The sequence below is a fragment of the Neisseria dentiae genome (genome assembly GCF_024580525.1).
Taxonomy (GTDB): domain Bacteria; phylum Pseudomonadota; class Gammaproteobacteria; order Burkholderiales; family Neisseriaceae; genus Neisseria; species Neisseria dentiae_A.
This window is the reverse complement of sequence record NZ_JANIKQ010000002.1, coordinates 26466-48682: the sequence shown is the minus strand read 5'-3', so window position 1 is coordinate 48682 and position 22217 is coordinate 26466. Positions and strand designations below refer to the sequence as shown.

At 56.4% G+C, this 22217-nt stretch carries 23 protein-coding genes, 2 tRNA genes and 1 pseudogene; 22 read left to right on the top strand and 4 right to left on the bottom strand.

Annotated elements, in window-relative coordinates; genetic code table 11:
* The first annotated feature begins 130 nt into the window (after positions 1-130).
* The 5 genes from NQ012_RS02135 to NQ012_RS02115 all read left to right on the top strand — a co-directional run bounded on the left by NQ012_RS02135 (position 131) and on the right by NQ012_RS02115 (position 2494).
* Positions 131-355 (top strand): sulfurtransferase TusA family protein, encoded by a 225-nt coding sequence (locus NQ012_RS02135; protein ID WP_085364758.1) that lies wholly within the window; start codon positions 131-133, stop codon positions 353-355.
* A gap of 11 nt (positions 356-366) precedes the next feature.
* A complete protein-coding gene (locus NQ012_RS02130; RefSeq protein WP_257065878.1) occupies positions 367-963 on the top strand; it encodes an NMCC_0638 family (lipo)protein in 597 nt (198 codons plus the stop codon).
* Between the two features lie 144 nt (positions 964-1107).
* On the top strand, positions 1108-2145 hold the full coding sequence (pyrC, locus tag NQ012_RS02125; RefSeq protein ID WP_257065876.1) for a dihydroorotase: 1038 nt from the start codon (positions 1108-1110) through the stop codon (positions 2143-2145).
* Between the two features lie 182 nt (positions 2146-2327).
* Positions 2328-2404: transfer RNA gene (locus NQ012_RS02120), tRNA-Arg, on the top strand.
* A gap of 15 nt (positions 2405-2419) precedes the next feature.
* Positions 2420-2494: transfer RNA gene (locus tag NQ012_RS02115), tRNA-Glu, on the top strand.
* Positions 2495-2698: 204 nt separating this feature from the next.
* Here NQ012_RS02115 and xseA read toward each other — a convergent pair.
* Positions 2699-4054, bottom strand: a complete 1356-nt coding sequence (xseA, locus tag NQ012_RS02110) for an exodeoxyribonuclease VII large subunit (RefSeq protein WP_257065875.1) — start codon at positions 4052-4054, stop codon at positions 2699-2701.
* A 237-nt stretch (positions 4055-4291) separates the two neighbouring features.
* On the opposite strand from xseA, the gene NQ012_RS02105 reads away from it, so the two are divergent.
* The 4 genes from NQ012_RS02105 (at position 4292) to lolD (ending at position 9099) form a co-directional block, all read left to right on the top strand.
* Positions 4292-5551, top strand: coding sequence for a glutamate-5-semialdehyde dehydrogenase (locus tag NQ012_RS02105; RefSeq protein ID WP_257065874.1), 1260 nt, complete (start codon positions 4292-4294; stop codon positions 5549-5551).
* Between the two features lie 328 nt (positions 5552-5879).
* Positions 5880-6356 carry a transcription elongation factor GreA gene (greA, locus tag NQ012_RS02100; protein WP_085364923.1) on the top strand — a complete coding sequence of 159 codons (477 nt, stop codon included), beginning with the start codon at positions 5880-5882 and terminating at the stop codon, positions 6354-6356.
* Between the two features lie 816 nt (positions 6357-7172).
* Positions 7173-8423 (top strand): lipoprotein-releasing ABC transporter permease subunit, encoded by a 1251-nt coding sequence (locus NQ012_RS02095; protein WP_257065872.1) that lies wholly within the window; start codon positions 7173-7175, stop codon positions 8421-8423.
* Complete coding sequence (lolD, locus tag NQ012_RS02090) at positions 8416-9099, top strand: lipoprotein-releasing ABC transporter ATP-binding protein LolD (RefSeq protein ID WP_257065870.1); 684 nt, start codon at positions 8416-8418, stop codon at positions 9097-9099. Before NQ012_RS02095 ends, lolD begins: the two co-directional genes overlap by 8 nt.
* Before the next feature lie 192 nt (positions 9100-9291).
* Here lolD and NQ012_RS02085 read toward each other — a convergent pair whose 3' ends face one another.
* Genes NQ012_RS02085 through NQ012_RS02075 form a run of 3 tightly spaced genes read right to left on the bottom strand, consistent with a single transcriptional unit; the run spans position 9292 to position 11785 of the window.
* A complete protein-coding gene (locus NQ012_RS02085) occupies positions 9292-10521 on the bottom strand; it encodes a beta-ketoacyl-ACP synthase (RefSeq protein WP_257065869.1) in 1230 nt (409 codons plus the stop codon).
* Complete coding sequence (fabG, locus tag NQ012_RS02080; RefSeq protein ID WP_257065868.1) at positions 10515-11243, bottom strand: 3-oxoacyl-ACP reductase FabG; 729 nt, start codon at positions 11241-11243, stop codon at positions 10515-10517. The genes NQ012_RS02085 and fabG overlap by 7 nt, the downstream gene beginning before the upstream one ends.
* Positions 11244-11293: 50 nt before the next feature.
* Positions 11294-11785, bottom strand: coding sequence for an ApeP family dehydratase (locus tag NQ012_RS02075; protein ID WP_257065867.1), 492 nt, complete (start codon positions 11783-11785; stop codon positions 11294-11296).
* A 123-nt stretch (positions 11786-11908) separates the two neighbouring features.
* Here NQ012_RS02075 and NQ012_RS02070 point away from each other — a divergent pair, with 123 nt between their 5' ends.
* The 13 genes and pseudogenes from NQ012_RS02070 (at position 11909) to NQ012_RS02010 (ending at position 22217) form a co-directional block, all read left to right on the top strand.
* A complete protein-coding gene (locus NQ012_RS02070; RefSeq protein WP_257065865.1) occupies positions 11909-12655 on the top strand; it encodes a beta-ketoacyl synthase chain length factor in 747 nt (248 codons plus the stop codon).
* Positions 12652-13410 carry a lysophospholipid acyltransferase family protein gene (locus NQ012_RS02065; protein ID WP_257065864.1) on the top strand — a complete coding sequence of 253 codons (759 nt, stop codon included), beginning with the start codon at positions 12652-12654 and terminating at the stop codon, positions 13408-13410. The genes NQ012_RS02070 and NQ012_RS02065 overlap by 4 nt, the downstream gene beginning before the upstream one ends.
* Positions 13407-13664: a phosphopantetheine-binding protein gene (locus NQ012_RS02060; RefSeq protein ID WP_257065862.1), complete on the top strand. Its 258-nt coding sequence runs from the start codon at positions 13407-13409 to the stop codon at positions 13662-13664. The genes NQ012_RS02065 and NQ012_RS02060 overlap by 4 nt, the downstream gene beginning before the upstream one ends.
* An 11-nt stretch (positions 13665-13675) precedes the next feature.
* Positions 13676-13927, top strand: coding sequence for an acyl carrier protein (locus NQ012_RS02055; RefSeq protein ID WP_257065861.1), 252 nt, complete (start codon positions 13676-13678; stop codon positions 13925-13927).
* Between the two features lie 165 nt (positions 13928-14092).
* On the top strand, positions 14093-14632 hold the full coding sequence (locus tag NQ012_RS02050; protein WP_257065859.1) for a hypothetical protein: 540 nt from the start codon (positions 14093-14095) through the stop codon (positions 14630-14632).
* Positions 14633-14775: 143 nt separating this feature from the next.
* Positions 14776-16491 (top strand): AMP-binding protein, encoded by a 1716-nt coding sequence (locus NQ012_RS02045; protein WP_257065857.1) that lies wholly within the window; start codon positions 14776-14778, stop codon positions 16489-16491.
* Between the two features lie 478 nt (positions 16492-16969).
* Positions 16970-17686, top strand: a complete 717-nt coding sequence (locus tag NQ012_RS02040; RefSeq protein ID WP_257066019.1) for a glycosyltransferase family 2 protein — start codon at positions 16970-16972, stop codon at positions 17684-17686.
* Positions 17687-17702: 16 nt separating this feature from the next.
* Positions 17703-18641, top strand: a complete 939-nt coding sequence (locus NQ012_RS02035) for an LpxL/LpxP family acyltransferase (protein ID WP_257065854.1) — start codon at positions 17703-17705, stop codon at positions 18639-18641.
* Positions 18634-19071 (top strand): acyl-CoA thioesterase, encoded by a 438-nt coding sequence (locus NQ012_RS02030; RefSeq protein WP_257065853.1) that lies wholly within the window; start codon positions 18634-18636, stop codon positions 19069-19071. Before NQ012_RS02035 ends, NQ012_RS02030 begins: the two co-directional genes overlap by 8 nt.
* A 111-nt stretch (positions 19072-19182) precedes the next feature.
* Positions 19183-19776 carry a LolA family protein gene (locus tag NQ012_RS02025; protein WP_257065852.1) on the top strand — a complete coding sequence of 198 codons (594 nt, stop codon included), beginning with the start codon at positions 19183-19185 and terminating at the stop codon, positions 19774-19776.
* A 168-nt stretch (positions 19777-19944) separates the two neighbouring features.
* Positions 19945-20868 carry a dialkylrecorsinol condensing enzyme gene (locus NQ012_RS02020; protein ID WP_257065851.1) on the top strand — a complete coding sequence of 308 codons (924 nt, stop codon included), beginning with the start codon at positions 19945-19947 and terminating at the stop codon, positions 20866-20868.
* 5 nt (positions 20869-20873) lie between these two features.
* Positions 20874-21032 (top strand): annotated as a pseudogene (locus NQ012_RS02015) (lipoprotein signal peptidase).
* Positions 21033-21047: 15 nt separating this feature from the next.
* Positions 21048-22217 (top strand): beta-ketoacyl-ACP synthase III, encoded by a 1170-nt coding sequence (locus NQ012_RS02010; protein WP_257065850.1) that lies wholly within the window; start codon positions 21048-21050, stop codon positions 22215-22217.

Here is a 22217-nt window from a genome sequence, read left to right as displayed (position 1 = left end):
CCTTGCCGTACCGCCTGTACCGCCTGCGGCTTGGCGCCCTGTCCTATTTTGAATTTAAGCCGCTATTAAAGTTTAAGCAAACACCTTGTGCGGCGTATAATAATGCCCGACCGAAAACAAGTTTCCCATTATGAACGCACAAACTTTAGACGTAACCGGATTGAAATGCCCGCTGCCGATTCTGCGCGCTAAAAAAGCGCTGGCGCAGATGCAGGCCGAAGACATTCTTACCGTATTGGCCACCGACGGCGGCGCGCCCGACGATTTCGCCGCCTTTTGCCGCCAAACCGGCCATGTGCTGCTGGAATCTTCCGAATCCGGCGGCGTGTTCAAGCTGGTTGTCAAACACAAATAAGGCCGTCTGAAATGAACACCGTTGTTTTCCGCCTGCTGCCGCCCGTGTTTGCGGTTTTGCTGGCCGCCTGCGGGCAGAGCGGCGTTGCGCCGGAGCAGGCGGCCGCTTATTCCGCCGAAGCCGTGCGGCTGTTTGCACAAGGCTGTGTCGCGCACGGCGGCAATGCGCAGCGCACGGCGGCATGGGCGCGGCAGCACAACTTGCAGCCTTTAAGTGCCGAAGCCGTGAAAAAACTGCCGGCGGGCATGATGGAGCCGGACGTGCAAGCCGTGTGGCAAACAGAGCACAACGGTGCCGTGTTTTACCTCAGCACCGCGCCCGCTTCGTGCAGCGTTAAAACCGCCGTTGCCGACGAAGCCGCCGCCCGCCGCGATTTTGTGGCGATGGCAGAGCAGGGCGGGGAAGGGGCGGCGGCGCGGTTCCGTTCGGAAAACAGCGTTTCCTCGCCGTTTCCGTTCCGCCAATTGGTTTATGCCCGTTTGGATTCCGGCAGCAGCGAAGAAATCCTGCTGACTGCCAACACATCGCCTTCCGGGCATGTGCCCGCGCAACTGGCGCTCCATCTCAGCCGCCGACCGCTGGGGTTAAACCCGGTTGTGAATCCGTAACGGCATCAGGCCGTCTGAAAAAGTTTCAGACGGCCTGATGCCGATGATTAGTTTGATTGAATATGGCAAACGGACACAAAAAGGTACAAGGTGGGCCAACGCCGTAGATTTTTGTGTTCATTCACTATAAAGCAAAGGAAGAGTATGCAAACCCTAACGATAATCCAGCCCGACGATATGCACCTGCACCTGCGCGACGGCGAAGCCCTCAAAGCCGTGCTGCCGTTTACCGCCCGCCAGATGGGGCGCGCCGTGATTATGCCCAACCTGAAACCGCCGGTAGTCAGCGTGGCCGACGCGCTGGCCTATAAGCAGCGCATTCTGGCCGCCCTGCCCGAGGCCAGCACGTTCGAGCCGCTGATGACGCTCTATCTCACCGACAAATCCACGCCCGAGCTTGTGCGCGAAGCCAAAGCCGCCGGTATTGTCGCGTTCAAACTCTATCCCGCAGGCGCCACCACCAATTCCGATTCGGGCGTAACCGACTTGTTCAAACTGATTCCCGTTTTGGAAGAAATGGCCGCGCAGAACATTCTGTTTCTGGTACACGGCGAAGTTACCGACCCCGAAATCGACATTTTCGACCGCGAAGCGGTGTTTATCGAGCGCGTGATGAAGCCCGTGTTGGAAAAAGTGCCCGGCCTGAAAGTGGTGTTCGAACACATCACCACCGCCGACGCCGCCCGCCTGGTTATGGAGGCGGGCGACAACGTAGCCGCCAGCGTTACCCCGCAGCACCTGCTGCTCAACCGCAACGATTTGCTGGTGGGCGGCGTGCGCCCGCACCACTACTGCCTGCCCGTGCTCAAGCGCGAAAGCCACCGCAAGGCATTGGTGGCGGCCGTAACCGGCGAAAAATCGCACAAATTCTTTTTGGGCACCGATTCCGCGCCGCACGCCCAATCCGCCAAAGAAAACGCCTGCGGTTGCGCGGGCATGTTCAGCGCCGCCACCGCCATCGAGCTATACGCCGAAATTTTTGAAAACGCCGGCGCGTTAAACAAACTCGAAGCCTTCGCCTCGAAAAACGGCGCCCGCTTCTACGGCCTGCCCGAAAATCAGCGCACCATCACGCTGGTGAAACGCCCCCAGCAGGTTGCACCCAAAGTGCCGTTCGGCAACGGTGATGCGCTGGTGCCGATGCGGGGCGGAGAAAGCGTAAGCTGGACGGTGGAATATTAAAAAGTTTTCAGACGGCCTCAAGCTACAGTTGGGGCCGTCTGAAAAACTTTTATTGAAGCAAATTAAATTCGATATAAAATCAAAAAAATAGATTTTTTTTTAGAAAAAACGCTGGACAAACAAACCGTGTTGCCATATTATTCGCGTTCTTGATTCACGGCAAACACGAAGCGGTGAAGCACGCACCCGTAGCTCAGTTGGATAGAGTATCTGGCTACGAACCAGAGGGTCGGGCGTTCGAATCGCTCCGGGTGCGCCACAAATTATTTTATCCGCGCCCATCGTCTAGCGGTTAGGACATCGCCCTTTCACGGCGGTAACCGGGGTTCGATTCCCCGTGGGCGTGCCATATTTTCCAAGCCCTTCGGAATATCCGAAGGGCTTGGTTTTTGCATTTCCGTTGTGCGGTAGGCTTGCGAAGCTGATGACGATAATTGGAAGTTTCAGACGGCCTCGACGACTTGCAAAAGTTTCAGGCCGTCTGAAATATCCAGCCGTCGTCATACCCGGGCTTGGCCCGAATATCTCTATTTTTTCGAAACAATGAACAGATTTACGAATAATCAAACAAATCCGGCTGTGCCGTTTCACTGGTAACGCGTACATCGGTTTCACCGTCGGCAAACGTGATGTGCAGCTTCTGCCCCTGTTTCAACACCGCTGCGCTGCGGATCACTTGGCCGCGGCTGTTTTTCACCACCGAAAAGCCGCGTTCGAGAATATGCTGCGGCGATACCGCTTCGAGCAGGGCGGCCTGTTTTTCCAACAGTTGCCGCCGGTTGGCGAGCAGGTTGTGCCAATGCTGCTTTAAGGCTGTCTGAAAACTTTGCACATTACGCGCAGCGCCGGAAGTATTGGGGCGCAGGTAGGCCAGTTGCTGCTGTTGGCGGGCCAACCGTTGAGCGTGGAAACGGTGGCTGTTTTGCATGGCAAAGCGCATCGATTGCGCCAGTGTGTGCAGTTGGGTGCGCTGCTCGTTCAATTTCTGTTGAGGGTGGCGGATTTGGCGGGCGAACCAGTCGGTTTTCTGGCTGGCATCGTAATAACGTTGCTGCAAAGCGGTTTTCAGACGGCCTTGTGCCTGCGCCAGTTTGTGCAGTGATTCCAAGCGGTTGGGGCTGACCAGCTCGGCCGCCCCGGTGGGCGTGGGGGCGCGTACGTCGGCAACGAAGTCGGCCAGCGTGAAATCGGTTTCATGTCCGACACCGCTGACTACCGGAATCGGGCAGCCTTCGATGGCGCGTACCACGGCCTCTTCGTTAAATGACCATAAATCTTCAATGCTGCCGCCGCCGCGGCATACAATCAACACATCGGCTTCATTGCGTTGGCCGGCCGTTTGAATGGCTTGGGCAATCTGCAATTCGCTGCCTGAACCCTGTACGGCGGTAGGATAAATAATAACGGGGATTTCCGGCGCACGCCGTTTCAGGGTGGACACCACATCGCGCAGGGCAGCGGCCGCCAAGCTGGTTACAATGCCGATAACACGCGGATGGGTGGGCAGCGGCTTTTTGCGTTCCGCCGCAAATACCCCTTCGGCCTGCAATTTTGCTTTCAGTTTTTCATAGGCTTCATACAGTTGCCCCAAGCCTTTTAGCCGCACTTCGTTAACAGTAATCTGAAATTCGCCGCGTGCCTCATAAATGCCGATACGGCCGGTCAGCTCGATGTGGTCGCCTTCTTTCAGCGGGGCGGGCAGTTTCGCCGCCGTGCCTTTAAACATGGCGCAACGCACCTGTGCGCGGCTGTCTTTCAGCGAAAAATAATAATGTCCGCTGGCTGCGCGGGTGAGATTGGATACTTCGCCCGCCACCCACAGGCCGAACAGGTTTTCTTCCAGCAGGCTTTTGGCTAGGGCGTTCAATTCGGATACGGAAACGGCGGCAGGGGCGAACAGTTCGGACATGGTGGGGCGTTTTGAAAAAGTTAGGGCGGCATTATATAGCGAATCGGTTTTTTTCTATACCGGGAGGCAGATGAGGCGGTGCAGCAAAAAATAATACCGCTTGAAATCGCGTTCAGACGGCCTTATAGTGAAACCCCGCCAAACTGCCGTTCGCAACCGGTTTGGCAAAGATTTGGGCCCATCGACAATACGCCCTAAGCCGTGCCACCGCAACTTTACCGTTAACGCCGAGCCATTATGCAGAACATTCACGATTACGTCCGTCAAACCGCCGCCGCCGCCAAACAGGCTTTTTATGACATGGCCGCCGCTACCACGGCGCAGAAAAACGCCGCGCTGCTGCGCATGGCCGAATTGATCCGGCTGCACAGCGCGGAAATTATCGCTGCCAACGCGCAAGATATGGAGCAGGCCGCCGCCAAAGGCTTGGAACCGGCGCTGCTCGACCGTTTGAAGCTGACCGAAAACGCCGTTGAAAATATGTGCGAAGGATTGCGCCAAGTGGCCGCCTTACCCGACCCCGTGGGCGAGATGGACGAATTCCGCCTGCGCCCCAACGGCCTGCAAATCGGCAAAATGCGCGTGCCTTTGGGCGTAATCGGCATGATTTACGAATCGCGCCCCAACGTTACCATCGACGCCGCCGCCTTATGCCTGAAGTCGGGCAACGCCTGCGTGTTGCGCGGCGGCAGCGAGGCTTTTCACAGCAATATGGCCATTGCCAAACTGATCACCCAAGCCCTGCGTGAAAACGGCCTGCCCGCCGACGCCGTGCGCCTGATTGAAAACACCAGCCGCGAAAGCGTGGGCGCGATGCTGCAAAGCCCCGACTTAATCGACGTGATTATCCCGCGCGGCGGCAAATCGCTGGTGGCGCGCATCAGCGCAGAAGCGCGCGTGCCCGTGATCAAGCATCTCGACGGCATCTGCCACGTGTATATCGACCGCGCCGCCGATGTACAAAAAGCGCTGGACATTGCCTTCAATGCCAAAACCTCGCGCTACGGCACCTGCAACACCATGGAAACGCTGCTGGTGCATGAAAGCCGCGCCGCCGAAATCCTGCCGCCGCTGGCCGAAAAATACGCCGGAAAAGGCGTGGAACTTCGCGGCTGTGCCCGCACGAGAGCCATCCTGCCCGGCATTCAGACGGCCTCAAACGAAGACTGGGACACAGAATACCTCGCCCCCATACTGGCGGTTAAAGTGGTGGACAGCTTGGCCGAAGCCATTGCCCACATCAACACCCACGGCAGCCACCACACCGACAGCATCGTTACCGAATCCTACACCGACGCGCAAACCTTTCTGCGCACGGTTGACAGCGCCAGCGTGATGGTGAACGCCAGCACCCGCTTTGCCGACGGTTTCGAATACGGCTTGGGCGCGGAAATCGGCATTTCCACCGATAAAATCCACGTACGCGGCCCCGTCGGTCTGCACGGGCTGACCTCGCAAAAATGGGTGGTGCTGGGCAACGGCCAGATTCGCGGATAAAGCTAACGGGCTGCCGCACAGGTTTCAGACGGCCTGCGCGGCCAAAGCCCTTGCGGGCTTTAAAATGCTTGCGCCGTATTTCGGAAATGCCTTTTTGCGCGGGCGTTTCAAACCGTGCAACACATTTTCCCGGCAAACGAGGAAAACTTTGCCCGCGCGGTTGTTTTTAGATACAATCACGCTTTCACAAATGATTTTCGAGCAAGCCGCCGTTTTTTGGCGGCTTGTATTTTTATTTGAGGAAACAGCGGTTATGTTGAAAGATTATGCCGTTGTTTTCCGGTCAGTATTTCTACGGCTGAACAGCCGTTTTACGGAGAATAGATCCATGCAGAAAATTCCGTTAACCGTGCGCGGTGCAGAATTATTAAAAGCAGAATTGCAGCATCTGAAAAGCGTTGCCCGCCCCGAAGTGATTGAAGCGATTGCCGAGGCACGCTCGCACGGCGATTTGTCGGAAAACGCCGAATACGAAGCGGCCAAAGAACGCCAAGGCTTTATCGAAGGCCGTATTTCGGAAGTGGAACACAAACTTTCCATCGCCCACATCATCAACCCCGCCGAAATCCACGCCGAAGGCAAAGTGGTGTTCGGCGCGACGGTAACGCTGGAAGATTTGGACACCGAAGAGCGTGTGCGCTACCAAATCGTCGGCGAAGACGAGGCCGACATCAAAGAAAACAAAATCTATGTAGGCTCGCCTATCGCCCGCGCCTTGATCGGCAAGGAAGAGGGCGACGTAGCCGAAGTGCAGGCTCCGGGCGGCGTGCGCGAGTATGATATCGTGCAGGTGGAATATATCTGAGCCGGCAGAAACTTTTGGGTTGCACTCAGGCCGTCTGAAAAACAAGCCGTTCCGAAACCGGGCGGCGGTGGTTTTCAGACGGCCTGAAGCCTTTGCAAAATTCAAATTACCGTCTAAAAAAGCTGATGACGGGGTTTAAATGTTTCAGACGGCATTACGGCCATCCGAAATATCCAACCGTCGTCATACTCGGGCTTGACCCGAGTATCTGGTATTTCTTTTGAAGCAAAAAGATGCCCGAGCCAAGCCCGGGCATGACGCAAGTGTTTTCGTGAGCTGAGGCCTTTGCAAAAATATCTTCCAGACCGTCTGAAATGCTTAAATTCCGTCATTAGCTTCGCAAGCCCGCTGCGCTTCCCCCACATAGGCGGGAATCCAGTCGTTTTTTTTGTAAGTTATTGAAATAAAATAATTAGTAGCTTTAAGGCTGGATTCCCGCCTACGCGGGAATGACGATAATCGGATGTTTCAGACGGCCTTGGGAAAACCTTGCAAAGGCTTCGTTTTTGAGCGGTATTCGGTCGGGGTTTGCAGCCCCCGCTTTAGCGCAATCGTGCGTTTATTGGCAAAGCGCCTACCCTTCTTAGGGAGTATAGTCAGAAGGCTTGCGAAGCGGTTTTTTGAGGAAAAATCCGCAGATGCAAGGCAAAAAGCACAGCAAGATTGAACATCTTGCGAGCATTTTTAACGTAGCAGCTGCGGATTTTAACCAAAAATACCGCCGCAATGCTTTCTGACTACACTCCCTAAAGAAGTTTAGCGGTAAATAAGGTACAATGCGCGCTTATTTTAATTGGATAAAGGGTGCTTTTGCACATGGCTTCTTTAGAAACTTGGATCGGCTTGCGTTACCTCAGGGCCAAAAAGCGCAACGGTTTTATGTCGTTTATTACCATGATTTCGATTGCGGGCATTGCGTTGGGCGTAACCGCGCTGATTGTGGTGCTGTCGGTGATGAACGGCTTTCAGAAAGAAATCCGCGGCCAGCTTCTGAATGTGGCGCCGCACGCCGAAATCGGTTATTACGACACCGGCAACGGCGAGAGCTGGCAGAGTCTGCGCGGGTTTGTGAACGGGCGCAAAGAAGTTTTGGCAACCGCCCCTTATGTTGCCGATCAGGCGTTGCTGGCCAACTCGGGCGAAGTGCGCGGCGTGCAGCTTCGCGGCGTGTTGCCCGAGGAAGAAAAAAACGTGGTGGATTACGGCAAAGATATGCCGGTGGGCAGTTTCAACGATTTGAAGCCGGGTGAATTCGATATTATTCTCGGTGAAGGTTTGGCCGAGGCGCTCGGTGCGGAAAAAGGCGGCAAAGTTACCGTGATTACGCCGGAAGGCAACGTTACCCCCGCCGGCGTGGTGCCGCGCTTGAAGCAGTTCAACGTGGTGGGCATCGTGAAAACGGGCGTGTATGAAGTGGACAACTCGCTGGCGATGACGCACATCAAAGATGCCCAAGTGCTCTACCGTTTGGGCGACGGCGTGGGCGGTTTGCGTATCAAACTTGCCGACCCGCAGAATGCGCCCGCGTTTACCCGCAATTTAGTTCCGCAGGCACAGAAAGACAAAGTGTGGGCACGCGACTGGACGTTTTCCAACCGCAGCTATTTTGAAGCGGTGGAGCTGGAAAAACGTATGATGTTCATCATCTTAACGCTGATTATCGCCGTGGCGGCGTTTAATTTGGTGTCGTCGCTGGTGATGGCCGTTACCGAGAAACAGGCCGATATCGCCATTTTGCGCACGTTGGGCCTGCCGCCTGCGGGTGTGATGAAAATCTTTATGGTGCAGGGTGCGTTTGCCGGCTTTTTCGGCACCCTGATCGGCGTGGTTTGCGGTGTGCTGCTGGGTATGAACGTGGGGCGCATCGTGGCGTTTTTTGAAGATTTGTTCGGTATGCAGCTGATTAACTCGCAGATTTATTTTATCGACTACCTGCCCAGCGACGTCAACCCCGACGATGTGCTGGTGATTGCCGCCATTTCGCTGGCGCTGGCCTTTATCGCCACGCTGTATCCGAGCTGGCGGGCAGCGAAAACCCAACCTGCGGAGGCTTTGCGTTATGAATAATATTGTGTTGAGCTGCAACGGGGTGGCTAAAAGCTATAACGACGGTGCATTAAACGTACAGGTGCTCAACGGCCTCAATCTGCAAGTGGGCGAGGGACAAAGCGTGAGTATTATCGGTGCTTCGGGCAGCGGTAAATCAACGCTGCTGCACATACTCGGCGGTTTAGATATGCCCACCTCGGGCAGCGTGAACCTGATGGGCAACGATTTGGGCAAGCTGAATCAGAAACAGTTGGGCGATTTGCGCAACCGTTATTTGGGTTTTGTGTATCAGTTCCATCATTTGCTGCCCGAATTTTCGGCGTTGGAAAACGTGATGATGCCGCTTTTAATCGGTAAAAAACCGAAAGCCGAAGCCGAAGCGCAGGCGGCGGAAATGTTGGAAAAAGTCGGCTTGAAAGCGCGTATGCTGCACCGTCCGAGCGAACTTTCCGGCGGCGAGCGCCAGCGCGCCGCCATCGCCCGCGCACTGGTTACCCGTCCCAAGTGCCTGCTGGCCGACGAGCCGACCGGCAATCTCGACCGCAAAAACGCACAAAACGTGCTGGATATGATGTTGGCGTTGAAAAGCGAGCTGGGCACCAGTTTGGTTGTGGTTACCCACGACGACGAATTGGCCGCCCGCTTCGACCGCGTGATGACCATGACCGACGGCCGTTTGGCGGATAAATTATAACGGCGCGGCAAAACGGCCAAAGGTCTCGGCTAATGATTCCGTCTTGCTTGAAACGGTTTCAGGCAGGGCGGATTTTTTTGAATGTTGCAAAAATTTTAGGTTGCGTGTCGGTTTTGGCCGGCCGGACTCATTGATTAAAAGAGGCCGTCTGAAAATAATTTTTCAGACGGCCTGCAACCTTTATAAAAGTAATCAACCGCGCCAGCGTTTGAACACCAGCGAAGTATTCACGCCGCCGAAAGCGAAGTTGTTGTTGACCACGTAATCGGTGCGGATTTCCCGCCCTTCGCCGCGGATGTAGTCCACGCCGCCGCACAACGGGTCGATGTTGTCGAGATTGACGGTGGGGGCGAACCAGCCGCTGTTCATCATTTCGATGGAAAACCACGATTCCAGTGCGCCGCAGGCACCGAGGGTGTGGCCGAAGTAGCTTTTCTGCGAGCTCATGGGCACGCGGCCGAACAAGGCGGCGGTGGCTTGGGTTTCGGCGATGTCGCCCTTTTCGGTGGCGGTGCCGTGGCCGTTGACATAGCCGACCTGATCGGGTGTGATGCCGGCATCTTTCAAGGCGTTTTCCATGCAGCGCTGCATGGTGATTTTTTGCGGCTGGGTGATGTGGGCACCGTCGCTGTTAGCACCGTAGCCGACGATTTCGGCGTAGATTTTGGCGCCGCGCGCAAGGGCGTGTTGCAGCTCTTCCAACACCAGTATGCCTGCGCCTTCGCCGATCACCAGCCCGTCGCGGGCGGTGTCGTAGGGGCGCGGGGTCAGGCCGGGTTCGTGGTTGCGGCGGCTGGCGGCATAGAGCGAGTCGAACACATAAACTTCCGAGGGGCAGAATTCTTCGCTGCCGCCGCCCAGCATCATGTCGATCAGGCCGTATTTGATGGCTTCGTAGGAGTAGCCTATGCCCTGGCTGCCCGAAGAGCAGGCACTGGAGGTGGGGATGATGCGGCCGGTGAGGCCGAAAAAGATGCCGATGTTGGCGGCGATGGTGTGCGGCATCATGCGCACATAGGTGTTGGCGTTGAAATTGCGCGAATTGCCGTGCAACACCAAATCGCCCATCACGCCCACATCTTTGGTGCTGCCCACCGACGAGCCGGCGGCAACACCCATGCGGCCGTCTTTGATGCGCTCGTCGCCCAAAAGGCCGGCATCGGTTAGCGCCTGCTCGGCGGCATCGACGGCCATTTGGGTGCCGCGCCCCATGCCGCGCAATTGTTTGCGCGTCCAGTGTTCGGGGGCGCGGTAGCCTTCCACCGGCGCGCCCAAGCGTGCTTCCAATTCGGGGAACTGTTCCGCCCAATCCATGAGTTTCACGGCGTTGCGGCCGCGCGCGAAGCCCGCCTGCACGCTTTCCCAATCGCGCCCGAAGGTGGTGATGGCTCCTATGCCTGTTACGACAACCCGTCTCAACACAAACCTCCGTTCACTGCAATCACCTGCCGCGTGATATAGGCGGCTTTTTCGTCCATCAGAAACCGTACTGCGTGCGCCACTTCTTCGGGCGTGCCCATGCGGGCGGCGGGGGTGGCTTTTAAAATTTCTTCTACCGGCACGTTGTCATCCACAATCTCGGTATCAATCAGGCCGGGTGCCACGCAGTTGACGGTGATTTTGCGTTTGGCAAGCTCCACCGCCAGCGCTTTGGCCGCGCCGATAACGCCGGCTTTCGAGGCACTGTAGTTCACTTGGCCGCGGTTGCCGTTGAGGCCGGAAACGGAGGCCATGCACACGATGCGGCCGGCTTTGCGGCGGCGTATCATCGGCATCACCAACGGGTGCAGCACGTTGTAGAAGCCGTCGAGATTGGTGCGCAGCACGGTGTCCCAATCGTCGTCTTCAAAGGCGGGAAAGGCATTGTCGCGGGTGAGGCCGGCGTTGAGCACCACGCCGTAATAGGCGCCGTGCTGTTCGATGTCGGCACCCAGTGCTTCGCGGCAGGCGGCGCGGTCGGCAATGTCGAACTGCAATACGCGCGCTTGGCGGCCTTGCGCACGGACGGCTTCGGCCACGGCTTCGGCTTCGCTGCGGCGGCTGCGGCAGTGTACCACGATGTCGTAGCCGTCGGCCGCCAGCGCCAGCGCGACGGCTTTGCCGATGCCGCGGTTGGAGCCGGTAATCAGAATGGTTTCGTTCATGCGTTTTCCTTCGGTTTTGTTCGAGGCTGTCTGAAAAAAATGTAAACGTTTCAGACGGCCTGATTGTTTTGATGCGGGCTGTAAACGTTTAGCGACGCCTGCACCAGCAGGCCGTCGGCCGGCAGCGTGTGCTTTTCGTGTTCGGGCGCATCGGTCCAGTAGAGCGCGCAGTCGAACACGCCGAAGCCGGTGGCGTCCATCACCGATTCCTGCACTTTGACCAGCAGCTCGGTGTGTATGGGAATGCTGTCGGCAAACAGGTTCAGCTTGCGCGTGCCCAGCAGAAAACCCAGCCGTATCGGTTGACCGGCGTTGCGGGCATGGCAGCCTACGAGTGCGCCTATGCCCTGCGCCATGATTTCCATGCCTAAAAGGCAAGGCAGGCGGTTGTTTTGCAACAGGATATGGTCTGCACCCACCGCGGCGGTGGCGGTGAGGTGGCACTCGCCGTAGTCGGTGATGCAGTCGAGCAGCATCATGCGGCCGCTGTGCGGCAGCAGCGGGGCGACGGCGGTAATGGGACAGGCGAGAGGTGTGTTCATAAGGGTTTTGCGTGTTAGGACAACATCATTTTAAAAACAGGATAAAGCCGATTATATTGCATTGCTGTTTTTTGGTAATCCCTTAGGCTAAAATGGACGGCATTTCATTTGCCGGAAATTGTGATGGATTCCACCGAACATTGCCGTTTTTCTTTTGATATTGCCGCATGGCAGGCTTCGTCGGGCCGTGTGGCGGGCTTGGATGCCTGGAGGCAATGGGCGGCAGACACTGCTTTTTCAGACGGCCTGCCCGATTATAAACCCGAGCTGGCTTTTTTGCCTGCTATGCAGCGCCGGCGTTTGGGCAAGGCCGCGCGCCTGATGTGCGATGCAGCGTGGAGTCTGGCCGAACAATATCCCGCCGCTCCGCTGGTGTTCGCCTCGCACGACGGCGAGTTGAACCGCAGTTTCGAGTTGTGGTTGGAATTGATGAAAACCCAAACCGTATCGCCTACTTCGTTCGGCCTGTCGGTGCACAACGCCCAGGCAGGGCAGTGGTCTATGCTGCGTAAGGATATGGCCGAGAGCACCGCGCTGGCGGTGGGCCTCGACGGCTTGGAAACCGCGCTGGCCGAAACCAGCGCCATGCTGCAAGAGGGTGCGGAGCATGTTTTACTGGTGTTGGCAGACGACCCGTTGCTCGAGGAATACGCCGTAGCCGCCGACCGTGCCCCCATGCCTTATGCGCTGGCCATGGTGGTGCGGCCCGGCCGGCAATATACGTTGTCGCTTTTTTCCGACAATGCGCCGGAAGCCGGCGGCGAACCGTATTGGGGCGCATTAGACTGGATACGTTTTATGCTTTCAAACAGCCGTGAAGAAACCAGACGTTTCGGAACGCGCCGCTGGTTGTGGCAGAAAACCTTATGAAAACATTGGATTATTACCGCCGTTTTTTCGCCACGCTGTTCGGGTTCGTGTTGTTCGGCGTGGTCGGCGTGCTGTTTAAAATCGTGTTGCTGCCCTACACCCTGAAAAGCACCCGCAACGATACTGCCCGACAGATGCAGGCGCGGCGGCTGATCGGCGGCGTATGGAAATGGTTTGTCGGTTATCTGGTGTGGTCGCGTGTGTTGAGCGTGAACTTCAACGGCTTGGAAAAACTCGGCAGGCCGGGTCAGCTGGTGCTGGCCAACCACCCTTCGCTGCTCGACGTGGTGCTGTTGGTCGGCCATGTGCCCGAAATCAACTGCATCGTGAAAAAAGATTTGCTGGGCAATCCCTCGATGAAAAGCCAGATTCTCTCCACCGGTTACATTCCCAACGACGAATCGCTGGAAATGATGGAAGAGGTGGATGCCGTTTTCAAAAGCGGCCAAAGCCTGCTGATTTTTCCCGAGGGCACGCGCACGGGCTGGGACGGGCAGATTAAGCTGCACCGCGGCGCCGTATCCATCGGATTGCGCAGCGCCGACATCATTACCCCCGTTTGCATCAAAATGAACCCGCCGAATTTCAAAAAAGGCCAGCCGTGGTATAAAATCCCACCCCGTACCATTCATTACGAAATTACCGTCGGCGACGACATCAACCCGCAGGACTGGCTGGCCGAAAAGCCGCTGCCCATCGCCGCACGGCGGTTGAATGCTTATTTACAAGACTATTTCATGCGAGAAACAACATGACCCTGGAAACACAAATCAAACAAATGATTATCGACAGCCTCGGCTTGGAAGACATCACTGCCGAAGATATCGATACCGATGCCCCCCTGTTCGGCGACGACGGCTTGGGGCTGGATTCGGTAGATGCGCTGGAGTTGGGCTTGGCGGTACAAAAAACTTTCAATCTCCAGCTCGACGGCGAAAAAGACAAATTGCGCGAGCATTTCACCAGCGTGAAAACTCTGGCCGATTTCGTGCGCAGCCGCCAAGCCTGAAAGGAATGATGATGACCGAACAAGAAATTCGCAAAATCCTTACCGATGCCTTGGTGAACCTGTTTGAAATCGAACCCGAACGCATCACGCCTGAAACCAATCTTTATGAAGATTTGGAAATCGACAGCATCGACGCCATCGACTTAATCGACCACATCAAACGCGAAACCGGCCGCAAACTGCAAGCCGACGATTTCCGCAGCGTGCGCACCGTGGAAGACGTGGTGCAGGCCGTGTTGCGCAAAGATGCGGGTTCGGCATAACAGCAAAACCGGCGGCCGTTTGAACCCAACCGCTTTTCAGGCGGCCAGATTTTTTATAGCCAGCCAACTTAAGAAAAATTATATACGGCATACTCGGGCTTGACCCGGGTATCTCATATTGCCGAAGCTTAACAAGTTTAACGATACATTATGAGGCCGTCTGAAATGAAAGCCTTCGGTCGGATTTTTTTGGCGCTTGTCAGCATTTTCTACCCGTTGTTGTGGTATTACGGCCGCGACAACGGTATCTTTTTATGGCTGGCCGCCATCATGTGCGGCCTGTGGCTGGTGCGCGCCGTATTGCAGAAAACCCGCGCCCAGCGCGCCGTGTCGCTGCTGTTGGCCGCTTTTTTCGCCGCCGTTATCGTTTTCAGACGGCCTGATTCCATGTATTGGTATCCCGTGGCCGTTTCCCTGCTGATGCTCGCCGTGTTCGGCGCCAGCCTGTTTGCCGAGCAAACCCTGATCGAGCGCCTCGCCCGCCTGCAACACCCCGACCTGCCGCCGGAAGGCGTGCGCCATACCCGCCGCGTTACCCGAATCTGGTGCGGCTTTTTTATCTTCAACGCCGCCGCTGCCGCGCTGCTGGCATGGTCGGGCAGGCACGACTGGTGGGCGCTTTATACCGGCATCGTTTCGTATATTTTGATGGGTGTGCTGTTTGCGGGGGAGTGGATTTACCGCAAAACTGTGCTGAAGGTTTGAGGCCGTCTGAAAAGATTGCAGGCTGCTTGCAGAAACAGCCAACCGTTTGAAGCTAAAATTGAATATAAAAAACACCGGGTCGTCTGAAAAAACTGCCGAATATATCGGGCCGGGGCTTCGGCCCATAACGAAAAATTTAAAAAATGATACACCGATTAACCCAAATCCTATCCCCAACCTTACCCCAAACCGACTTAACCGCCGCCAACCCCGCTTGGACGCGCGCCGATTTCAACCGTGCGGTGTTTTATATTTCAGGCCGTCTGAAAGCTCAGCGCGTGCAAACCGCCGCCTTGTGGTGCGAAGACGCCGCGCTATTCGCCTGCGCGGTGCTGGCTGCGTGGCACGCGGGTGCGCGGGTGTTGCTGCCGCCGAATCTGGCACGGGAAAACGCGGCTTGGGGCGGCACGGCGGATATCTGGCTGACCGATGCACCGCATGAAAAAGCGTTTTCAGACGGCCTCGAAAACAAGTTTTGGGCTATCCGCACCTTGTTGGAAGCCGTGCCGCCCGAAGCCGAAACGCCGTCCGATTGGCAGATTGCCGCAGGTGCAGAAGCCTGCTTGAAAACCTCCGGCTCCAGCGGCGAAGCGCAGATTATGGTGAAAACCGCCGCGCAGATGGAGGCCGAAGCGGCGGCGCTGGCCGAAGCCGTGCCGTTTGCGCGCGAAAACCCCGTTGTTATCGGCAGCGTCAGCCCGCAGCATATGTACGGCTTCACTTTCCGTTTCGCGCTGCCGCTCACGATGGGCTGGACGCTCGACCGGCCGCAGAACGTATATCCCGAAACCCTGCTGGCCGCGGCCGCCGCTTATGAAAAAACGCTGTGGATCGCCAGCCCGGCGGTGCTGAACCGTTTGGGCGAAGCGCGCAACTGGCAGGCATTGCAGGGCCGGGTGGCGGGCATCGTGTCGGCCGGCGGCGTGCTGCCCGAAGCCACTGCCGATTTGTTGGAACAACATGCTGTGCGCCCCTTTGAAATCTACGGCAGCACCGAAACCGGCGTGATCGCCTCGCGACGGTTTGGGCGGGAATGGCGGCCGTTTGCCGCCGTTGCCGTCGGCCAAAGCGAAGAGGGCGCCTTGTGGGCCGAATCGCCGTGGACGGCGGGCCGCTTCCAAACCGCCGATTTAATCGAGCGGCAGGCGGACGGCTTTTTATTGCTCGGCCGCCGCGACCGCATCATCAAATTCGAAGACAAACGCGTGTCGCTCAACCAAATCGAACACGACCTGCTCGCCCACGAATGGGTGGCCGACGCTTTCTGCGCCCCGCACCCGCAGCATAAGCGGGTGGCCGTGTGGGCGGCGCTGAATGCCGCAGGCATCGAAGCTTTGCGGGACAAGGGTCGGGCGCAGGTGGCCGCCGCGCTGAAAACGCACTTGGCCGCCACGCAGGACACCGTCGCCCTGCCGCGCTACTGGCGGTTTGCCGCCGAGCTGCCGCGCAACGCACAATCGAAAATCACCGCCGTCGATTTTCAGACGGCCTTCACGCAGGCGCAAACCGCGCCCGAATGGCGGGAATGCCTGTCTGAAAACCCCGCTGTTTACCGCTTCGAAGGCCGCGTGCCGCTGGACTTGGCGTATTTCGGCGGCCACTTCGCCAATTTTCCGCTGGTGCCCGGTGTAATCGAATTGCAGTGGGTGCGCGATTTGGCCGCGTGCTTCGACTGGGGCCGCCGCAGCATCGTGCGTGTGGAAAACCTGAAATACCAGCAGTTCGTGCGCCCGAACGACACCGTGTCTGCCGAGCTGAAATACGATGCCGAAAAAGGCAAATTAACGTTTAAGCTGGAAAACGGCGAAGCGGCATGCGCTTCGGGACGGATTGTGTTTGGGGAATTTGAGGCCGTCTGAACAATATTCTGAACAATATGATGTTCTGCAAATCTACTCCTTCCCCAGTGGGGGTGGTTGGGGAGAGGGCAAAACGATTGTTGTTTTGATCATGCCGTTTCCGATTGATAAGCAAGCAGTAGGTCGGGCATTTATGCCCGACACAACCCGCAGTCAAGCAAAAGTCGGGCATAAATGCCCGACCTACGGAAACTGGGGCGTGTAGTCAGAATGCTTGCGAAGCGGTTTTTTGAGGAAAATCCGCAGATACAAGCAAAAAATACGGCAAGATTGGACATCTTGCGCACATTTTAGCTTCGCAAGGGAATTAAAGTCGGGCATAAATGCCCGACCTACGGAAACTGTGGGGGAGGGTTGGGGAGAGGGTAAAACGGTAGCTGTTTTGATCATGCCGTTTCCGACTGTCGGTAAGCCTTTCCCATAACCCTATAAATAATGTATTTTTCAGACAGGCATTGTAGATAAACAAAAAATGGATATAAAAACCCTAGCCCTCATCCCCCACTACAACCATCCTGCCACCGTCGCCCGGGTGGCCGAAGCAATGCGCACTTTCGGTTTGGACGTATTGATTGTTGACGACGGCTCGCGTGCGGACTGTAAGTCGGTGTTGGAAGAAACGGCGCGGCGGCAAGGTGTGGCGGTGTTGTACCGCGCAGCCAACGGCGGTAAGGGGGCGGCGGTGAAAGACGGTTTGGCTTATGCCGAACAACACGGCTACACCCATGTGTTGCAGGTGGATGCCGATGCGCAGCATTGTTTGGACGATACCGCCAAGCTGCTGGCTGCCGCGGCGCAAAACCCCGAAGCGGTGGTGTGCGGCTGGCCGCAATACGGTGCCGATGCGCCCAAGGCACGGCTTTACGGCCGTAAAATCACTGATTTTTGGAATATGGTGCATACTTGGTCCACCGACATCAAAGACGGCATGTGCGGTTTCCGCCTGTATCCGCTTGCTGCCGCGCTGGCCGTGGTGCGCGAAGAGCATGTGGGCGAGCGTATGGATTTCGACACTGAAATCTTAATCCGCCTCTATTGGCGCGGGGTAAAACCGGTGTGGGTGAAAACGCCGGTGCAATATGCCGAAGGCGGCGTGTCGCATTTCCGCGCTTTTGAAGACAATGTGTTAATCAGCAAAATGCACGCCCGCCTGTTTTGCGGTATGGTGTGGCGGCGTTTGCGGGGGAAGTTGTGAAGGCCGTCTGAAAACCATGAATAAAAAAACTTCCGAACACTGGGCGGCGCAAAACGAACGCGGCAGCCGTTTGTTTTTGGACATCACCACGCTGATGGTACGTCATCTGCCCGCGTGGCTGATGAACCCGTGCATCTGGTTTGTGGTGCTGTATTTTTACGCCACCGCGCCCAAGCCGCGGCGCAATATCGCGCGTTACCAGGCAAGGCTTCAGGCGGCCTTTCCCGATACCGTGCTGCCGCAGCGGCTGCCCGTGTTCAAACAGTTTGTGGCGTTCGGTGTGGCGGTGTGCGACCGCTTTGCCGTGTGGCAGCGCAAAATCCGCTACGAAGATTTGGTGTTGGAAGACCCGGATAATGTGTATGCGCTGATTGGCGACCGCAGCCTGCGCGGGCAGATTTTCGTGTGCTCGCACGTAGGCAATGTGGAAGTGTGCCGCGCGCTGGTGTCGCATCATCAGGGCTTCAAGCTCAACGTGCTGGTACACAGCCGCCACGCCGAAGCCTTTAACGAAGCGCTGCAAAAAGCCGGCGCCGACCGCATCCAGATGATACAGGTAACCGATTTGGACGCGGCGCTGATGATGGAACTGCACCGCCGCATCGATGCGGGCGAATGGTTGGCGGTGGCCGCCGACCGCGTACCTGTGCGCGGCGAAAAAACCGTACCGGTATCCTTTCTCGGCCAGCCAGCCGATATGCCGCAGGGCGCATGGCTTTTGGCGGGGCTGCTGAAAACCCGCGTGCACACGCTGTTCTGCATCAAGCAAAACGGCCGCTACCATTTGAAACTGCGCCGTTTTTTAGATGCAACCGACTGGAAGCGGGGCGAGCGCAACACTGCTGTGGCCGCCGCCGCACAGCGCTTTGCCGATATTCTGGCACAGGAATGCGTGCAAAACCCGCTGCAATGGTTTAACTTTTACGATTTTTGGAACGACGCAAACAATGGCTAAACATATTTATTGCCGCCACAATATAGAATTGGAAGTGCCTTTTTTCGACGTTGACGCGATGCACATCGTGTGGCACGGCCATTATGTGAAATACCTCGAAGTGGCGCGCTGCGCCTTCTTAAGCGCCATCGGCTACGACTACAACGAAATGGGCAGGCAGGGTTTCAGCTGGCCGGTGGTGCAGATGAACCTGAAATATGTGAAGCCCGCGCGCTTCGGCCAGCATATCCGCGTGGAAGTGGCGGTGGTGGAAATCGAAAGCTGCCTGCGTATCGACTACACCATTACAGATATCGAAAGCGGCGCGAAGCTCACCAAAGCCTCCACCACCCAAGTGGCGGTGTCGCTCGAAAACGGCGAAATGCAGTTTCAAACGCCGGAAAGCTGGCTCTCCGCCGTGCAACGCCATCCTACGTTTGAGGCCGTCTGAAAAAGCATTCGGACGGCGCATGATTTGAAGAATGTTTCCTGCCGTTTGAAGAAAGCTACCGAGAAATTCAACCGTTTCTGAAATTTAACCGTTTTAGTGAAAAGGCAACCGATGAAAAAACTGCTGTTTACCGCTGCTTTAACCTTATCCAGCCCGCTTTTATGGGCATTTTCCACCGCCGAGTTGTCGCAAACCCTGCAAAAACCCGCCAACGTGCAGGGCGCGTTTACCCAAGAGCGCCATCTGAAATCGCTTACCAAGCCGATGACCACCACCGGCCAGTTCGTGCTGGTGCCCAAAAAAGGGCTGTTGTGGCATATGCAAAAACCGTTTGACAACCGCCTGCGCGTGCGTGCCGACGGCATTATGCAGTGGAACGGCAAAAGCTGGGTTCAGCCCAACCAGAGCAAAATGAGCGGCCAAAACCGCCAAATCAGCCTGTTTCTCGACCTGCTCGGCGGCAACACGCAGGGCTTGGAAAAGCAGTTTGATTTGCAGCTTTCCGGTAGCCCGCAAAAATGGACGCTGCGCCTGAACCCGAAAACCGCGCTGATGAAGCAGATTTTCAACCACATCGACATCAGCGGCGACAGCGTGGTGCGCCGCATCGAATTGAGCGAAAAACAGGGCGACCGCACCGTGATGCGTTTCAATCAGGTTCAGACAGGCCAAGAGTTGGATGCGTTTGCCAAGCAGGCTTTGTGAAGCGGGCGGCAACACCGCGCCGTTGGTTTTCGGATTGTTGAAATGTAAAAATGTTGTTTTGCCATTGTCGGATGCCGTCTGAAAAAATAGCTTTTCAGACGGCATGATTGCGTTAATTCGGTTAAAATAAGTTTCTAAATTTTAAGACAATACCTGAAAAAAGTTGAGATGGAAGCCGACGTGAAAAAAGTTTTGCTGGTGTATTATTCGCAAACCGGCCAATTGGGCCGCTTGGCGCAATATTTTACCGAGCCGTTGCAGCAAAGCGCGGGCATCCGTTTGGACTGCGTCAATATCCGGCCGCAGCGGCCTTATCCGTTTCCGTGGCCGTTTTGGCGTTTTTTCAACACATTTCCCGAAACCGTGCACTTGCAGCCTGAGCCGATCGAGGCGCCGGAAATTCCCGATGAAGATTACGATGCGGTGGTGGTTGCCTATACCGTGTGGTTTCTGTCGCCCGCGCAGCCGGTTACCGCCTTTTTGCAGCGTGCCGAAACAAAAAAGCTGTTAGACGGCAAACCCGTGGTCACTTTAATCGGCTGTCGCAATATGTGGCTGACGGCACAGGAAAAAATGAAAAACCTGTTGGCGCAAAACGGCGCCAAACTAATCGGCAATATCGTGAAAATCGACGCCTGTAACAGCGCGGCCAGCTTTATCACCACGCCGGCATGGCTGTTAACGGGCAACAAACAATATTTCCGCACTTTGCCTGCGGCGGGCATTGCCCCCGAAGAATTGGCCGACGGTGCGCGTTTCGGTGCAAAGCTGCGTGATGCGCTGGTTTCGGGCCAAACCTTAGACGAAACCGTGTTTCAGAATATGGGTGCCGCCAAGGTAAACGAAAAACTGATTTTCAGCGAAAAAGCGGCCGGGCGCAGTTTTTACCTGTGGGGCAAACTGCTGATGGCGGCCGGGCGGGTGTCGCCGCTGCTGCGCCGGGCGCTGCTGGCGTTTTACATCGTTTTTCTGATTACGCTGATTTTAACCGTGATACCCGTGAGCGCCGTTATCAAACAATTACTCAAACCGTGGCTGCGCGGCTGGTTGAGCAGGCAGAAACGGTATTACAGCTTGCCTTCGGGAGAATGAAACCTTTGCAAAAAAGCCATCTGCGGCGCATTTCTGCGTTGTGTGCTGCTCGCTCGCTTGCCTAACTCTATGTTATGTCTGCGCTCGCTGCGCTGCTACGCCTTGAACTGCATCCACATCTGACTCTTTTGCAAAGGTCTCTGGCCTGTCTGAAACCATATTGATTTTAAAGATAAAATATGAATCCAAACCACACACTGCGAAACGTTTATATCAACCGTGCTGCTGCCTTTCTGCCCAACGCAGCGGTAGGCAACGACGATATGGAAGCCGTGCTCGGCATGGCCGGCGGGCTGCCTTCGCGCGTGCGCAAAATGATTTTGCGCTCCAACGCCATCGAAACGCGCTATTACGCCATCGACCCGGTTACGTGCGAAGCCACGCACAGCTGCGCCGAGCTGGCGGCGGAGGCGGTGAAACAGTTATTTTCGCAAGGCACCGATCCCGCCCGAGTGGGCAGTTTGGCTTGTGCCACGTCGTATCCCGACCAAACCATGCCCGGCCACGGTGTGATGGTGCACGGCCTGTTGCCCGAAACGGGCGCCTGCGAAGTGGTGAGCGCCGCGGGCGTGTGCGTGGCGGGCATGGCGGCGATGAAACACGCCTACCATGCCGTGCGCACGGGCGAGCACGCCCATGCCGTGGCCGTTGCTTCCGAAGCCGCGTCGGCTATTATGCGCGGCGAAGTGTTCCAAAGCGAAACCGATTATCAAAAGCTGGCCGACGCCAAGCCCGAAATCGGCTTTGAGAAAGACTTTTTGCGCTGGATGCTTTCCGACGGCGCGGGCGCGGTGCATTTGAGCAGCCGGCCCAACGAAAGCGGCGTGAGTTTGAAAATCCATTGGATCGAGCTGCTTTCCTATGCCCACGAAATGCCTGCCTGCATGTATGCCGGCGCCGAAATTTCAGACGGCCTCTTTAAGGGCTGGAAAACGTTTGATAGCGACTATTGCCGCCGGCACAGCCTGATGGCGGTGAAGCAGGACGTAAAGCTGCTCAACGAAAACATTATCCGCTATACGGTGGAAAAACCGCTTGCGCAAATCGCCGCCAAACACGGTTTGAAAGCAGAGGATATCGATTGGTTTCTGCCGCATTATTCGTCGGGCTTTTTCCGCGACAAAGTGGCCGCAGGGCTGGAGAACATCGGTTTCGGTATCGGGCAGGAAAAATGGTTTACCAACCTGGCCAACAAAGGCAACACCGGTTCGGCATCGATTTATATTATTTTAGAAGAGTTTATGCGCACGTTTAAGTTGGAAAACGGCCAGAAAATCTTGTGCTACATTCCCGAGAGCGGGCGTTTTTCCACCTGTTTTATGCTTTTGGAAGCAGTAGAGGCCGTCTGA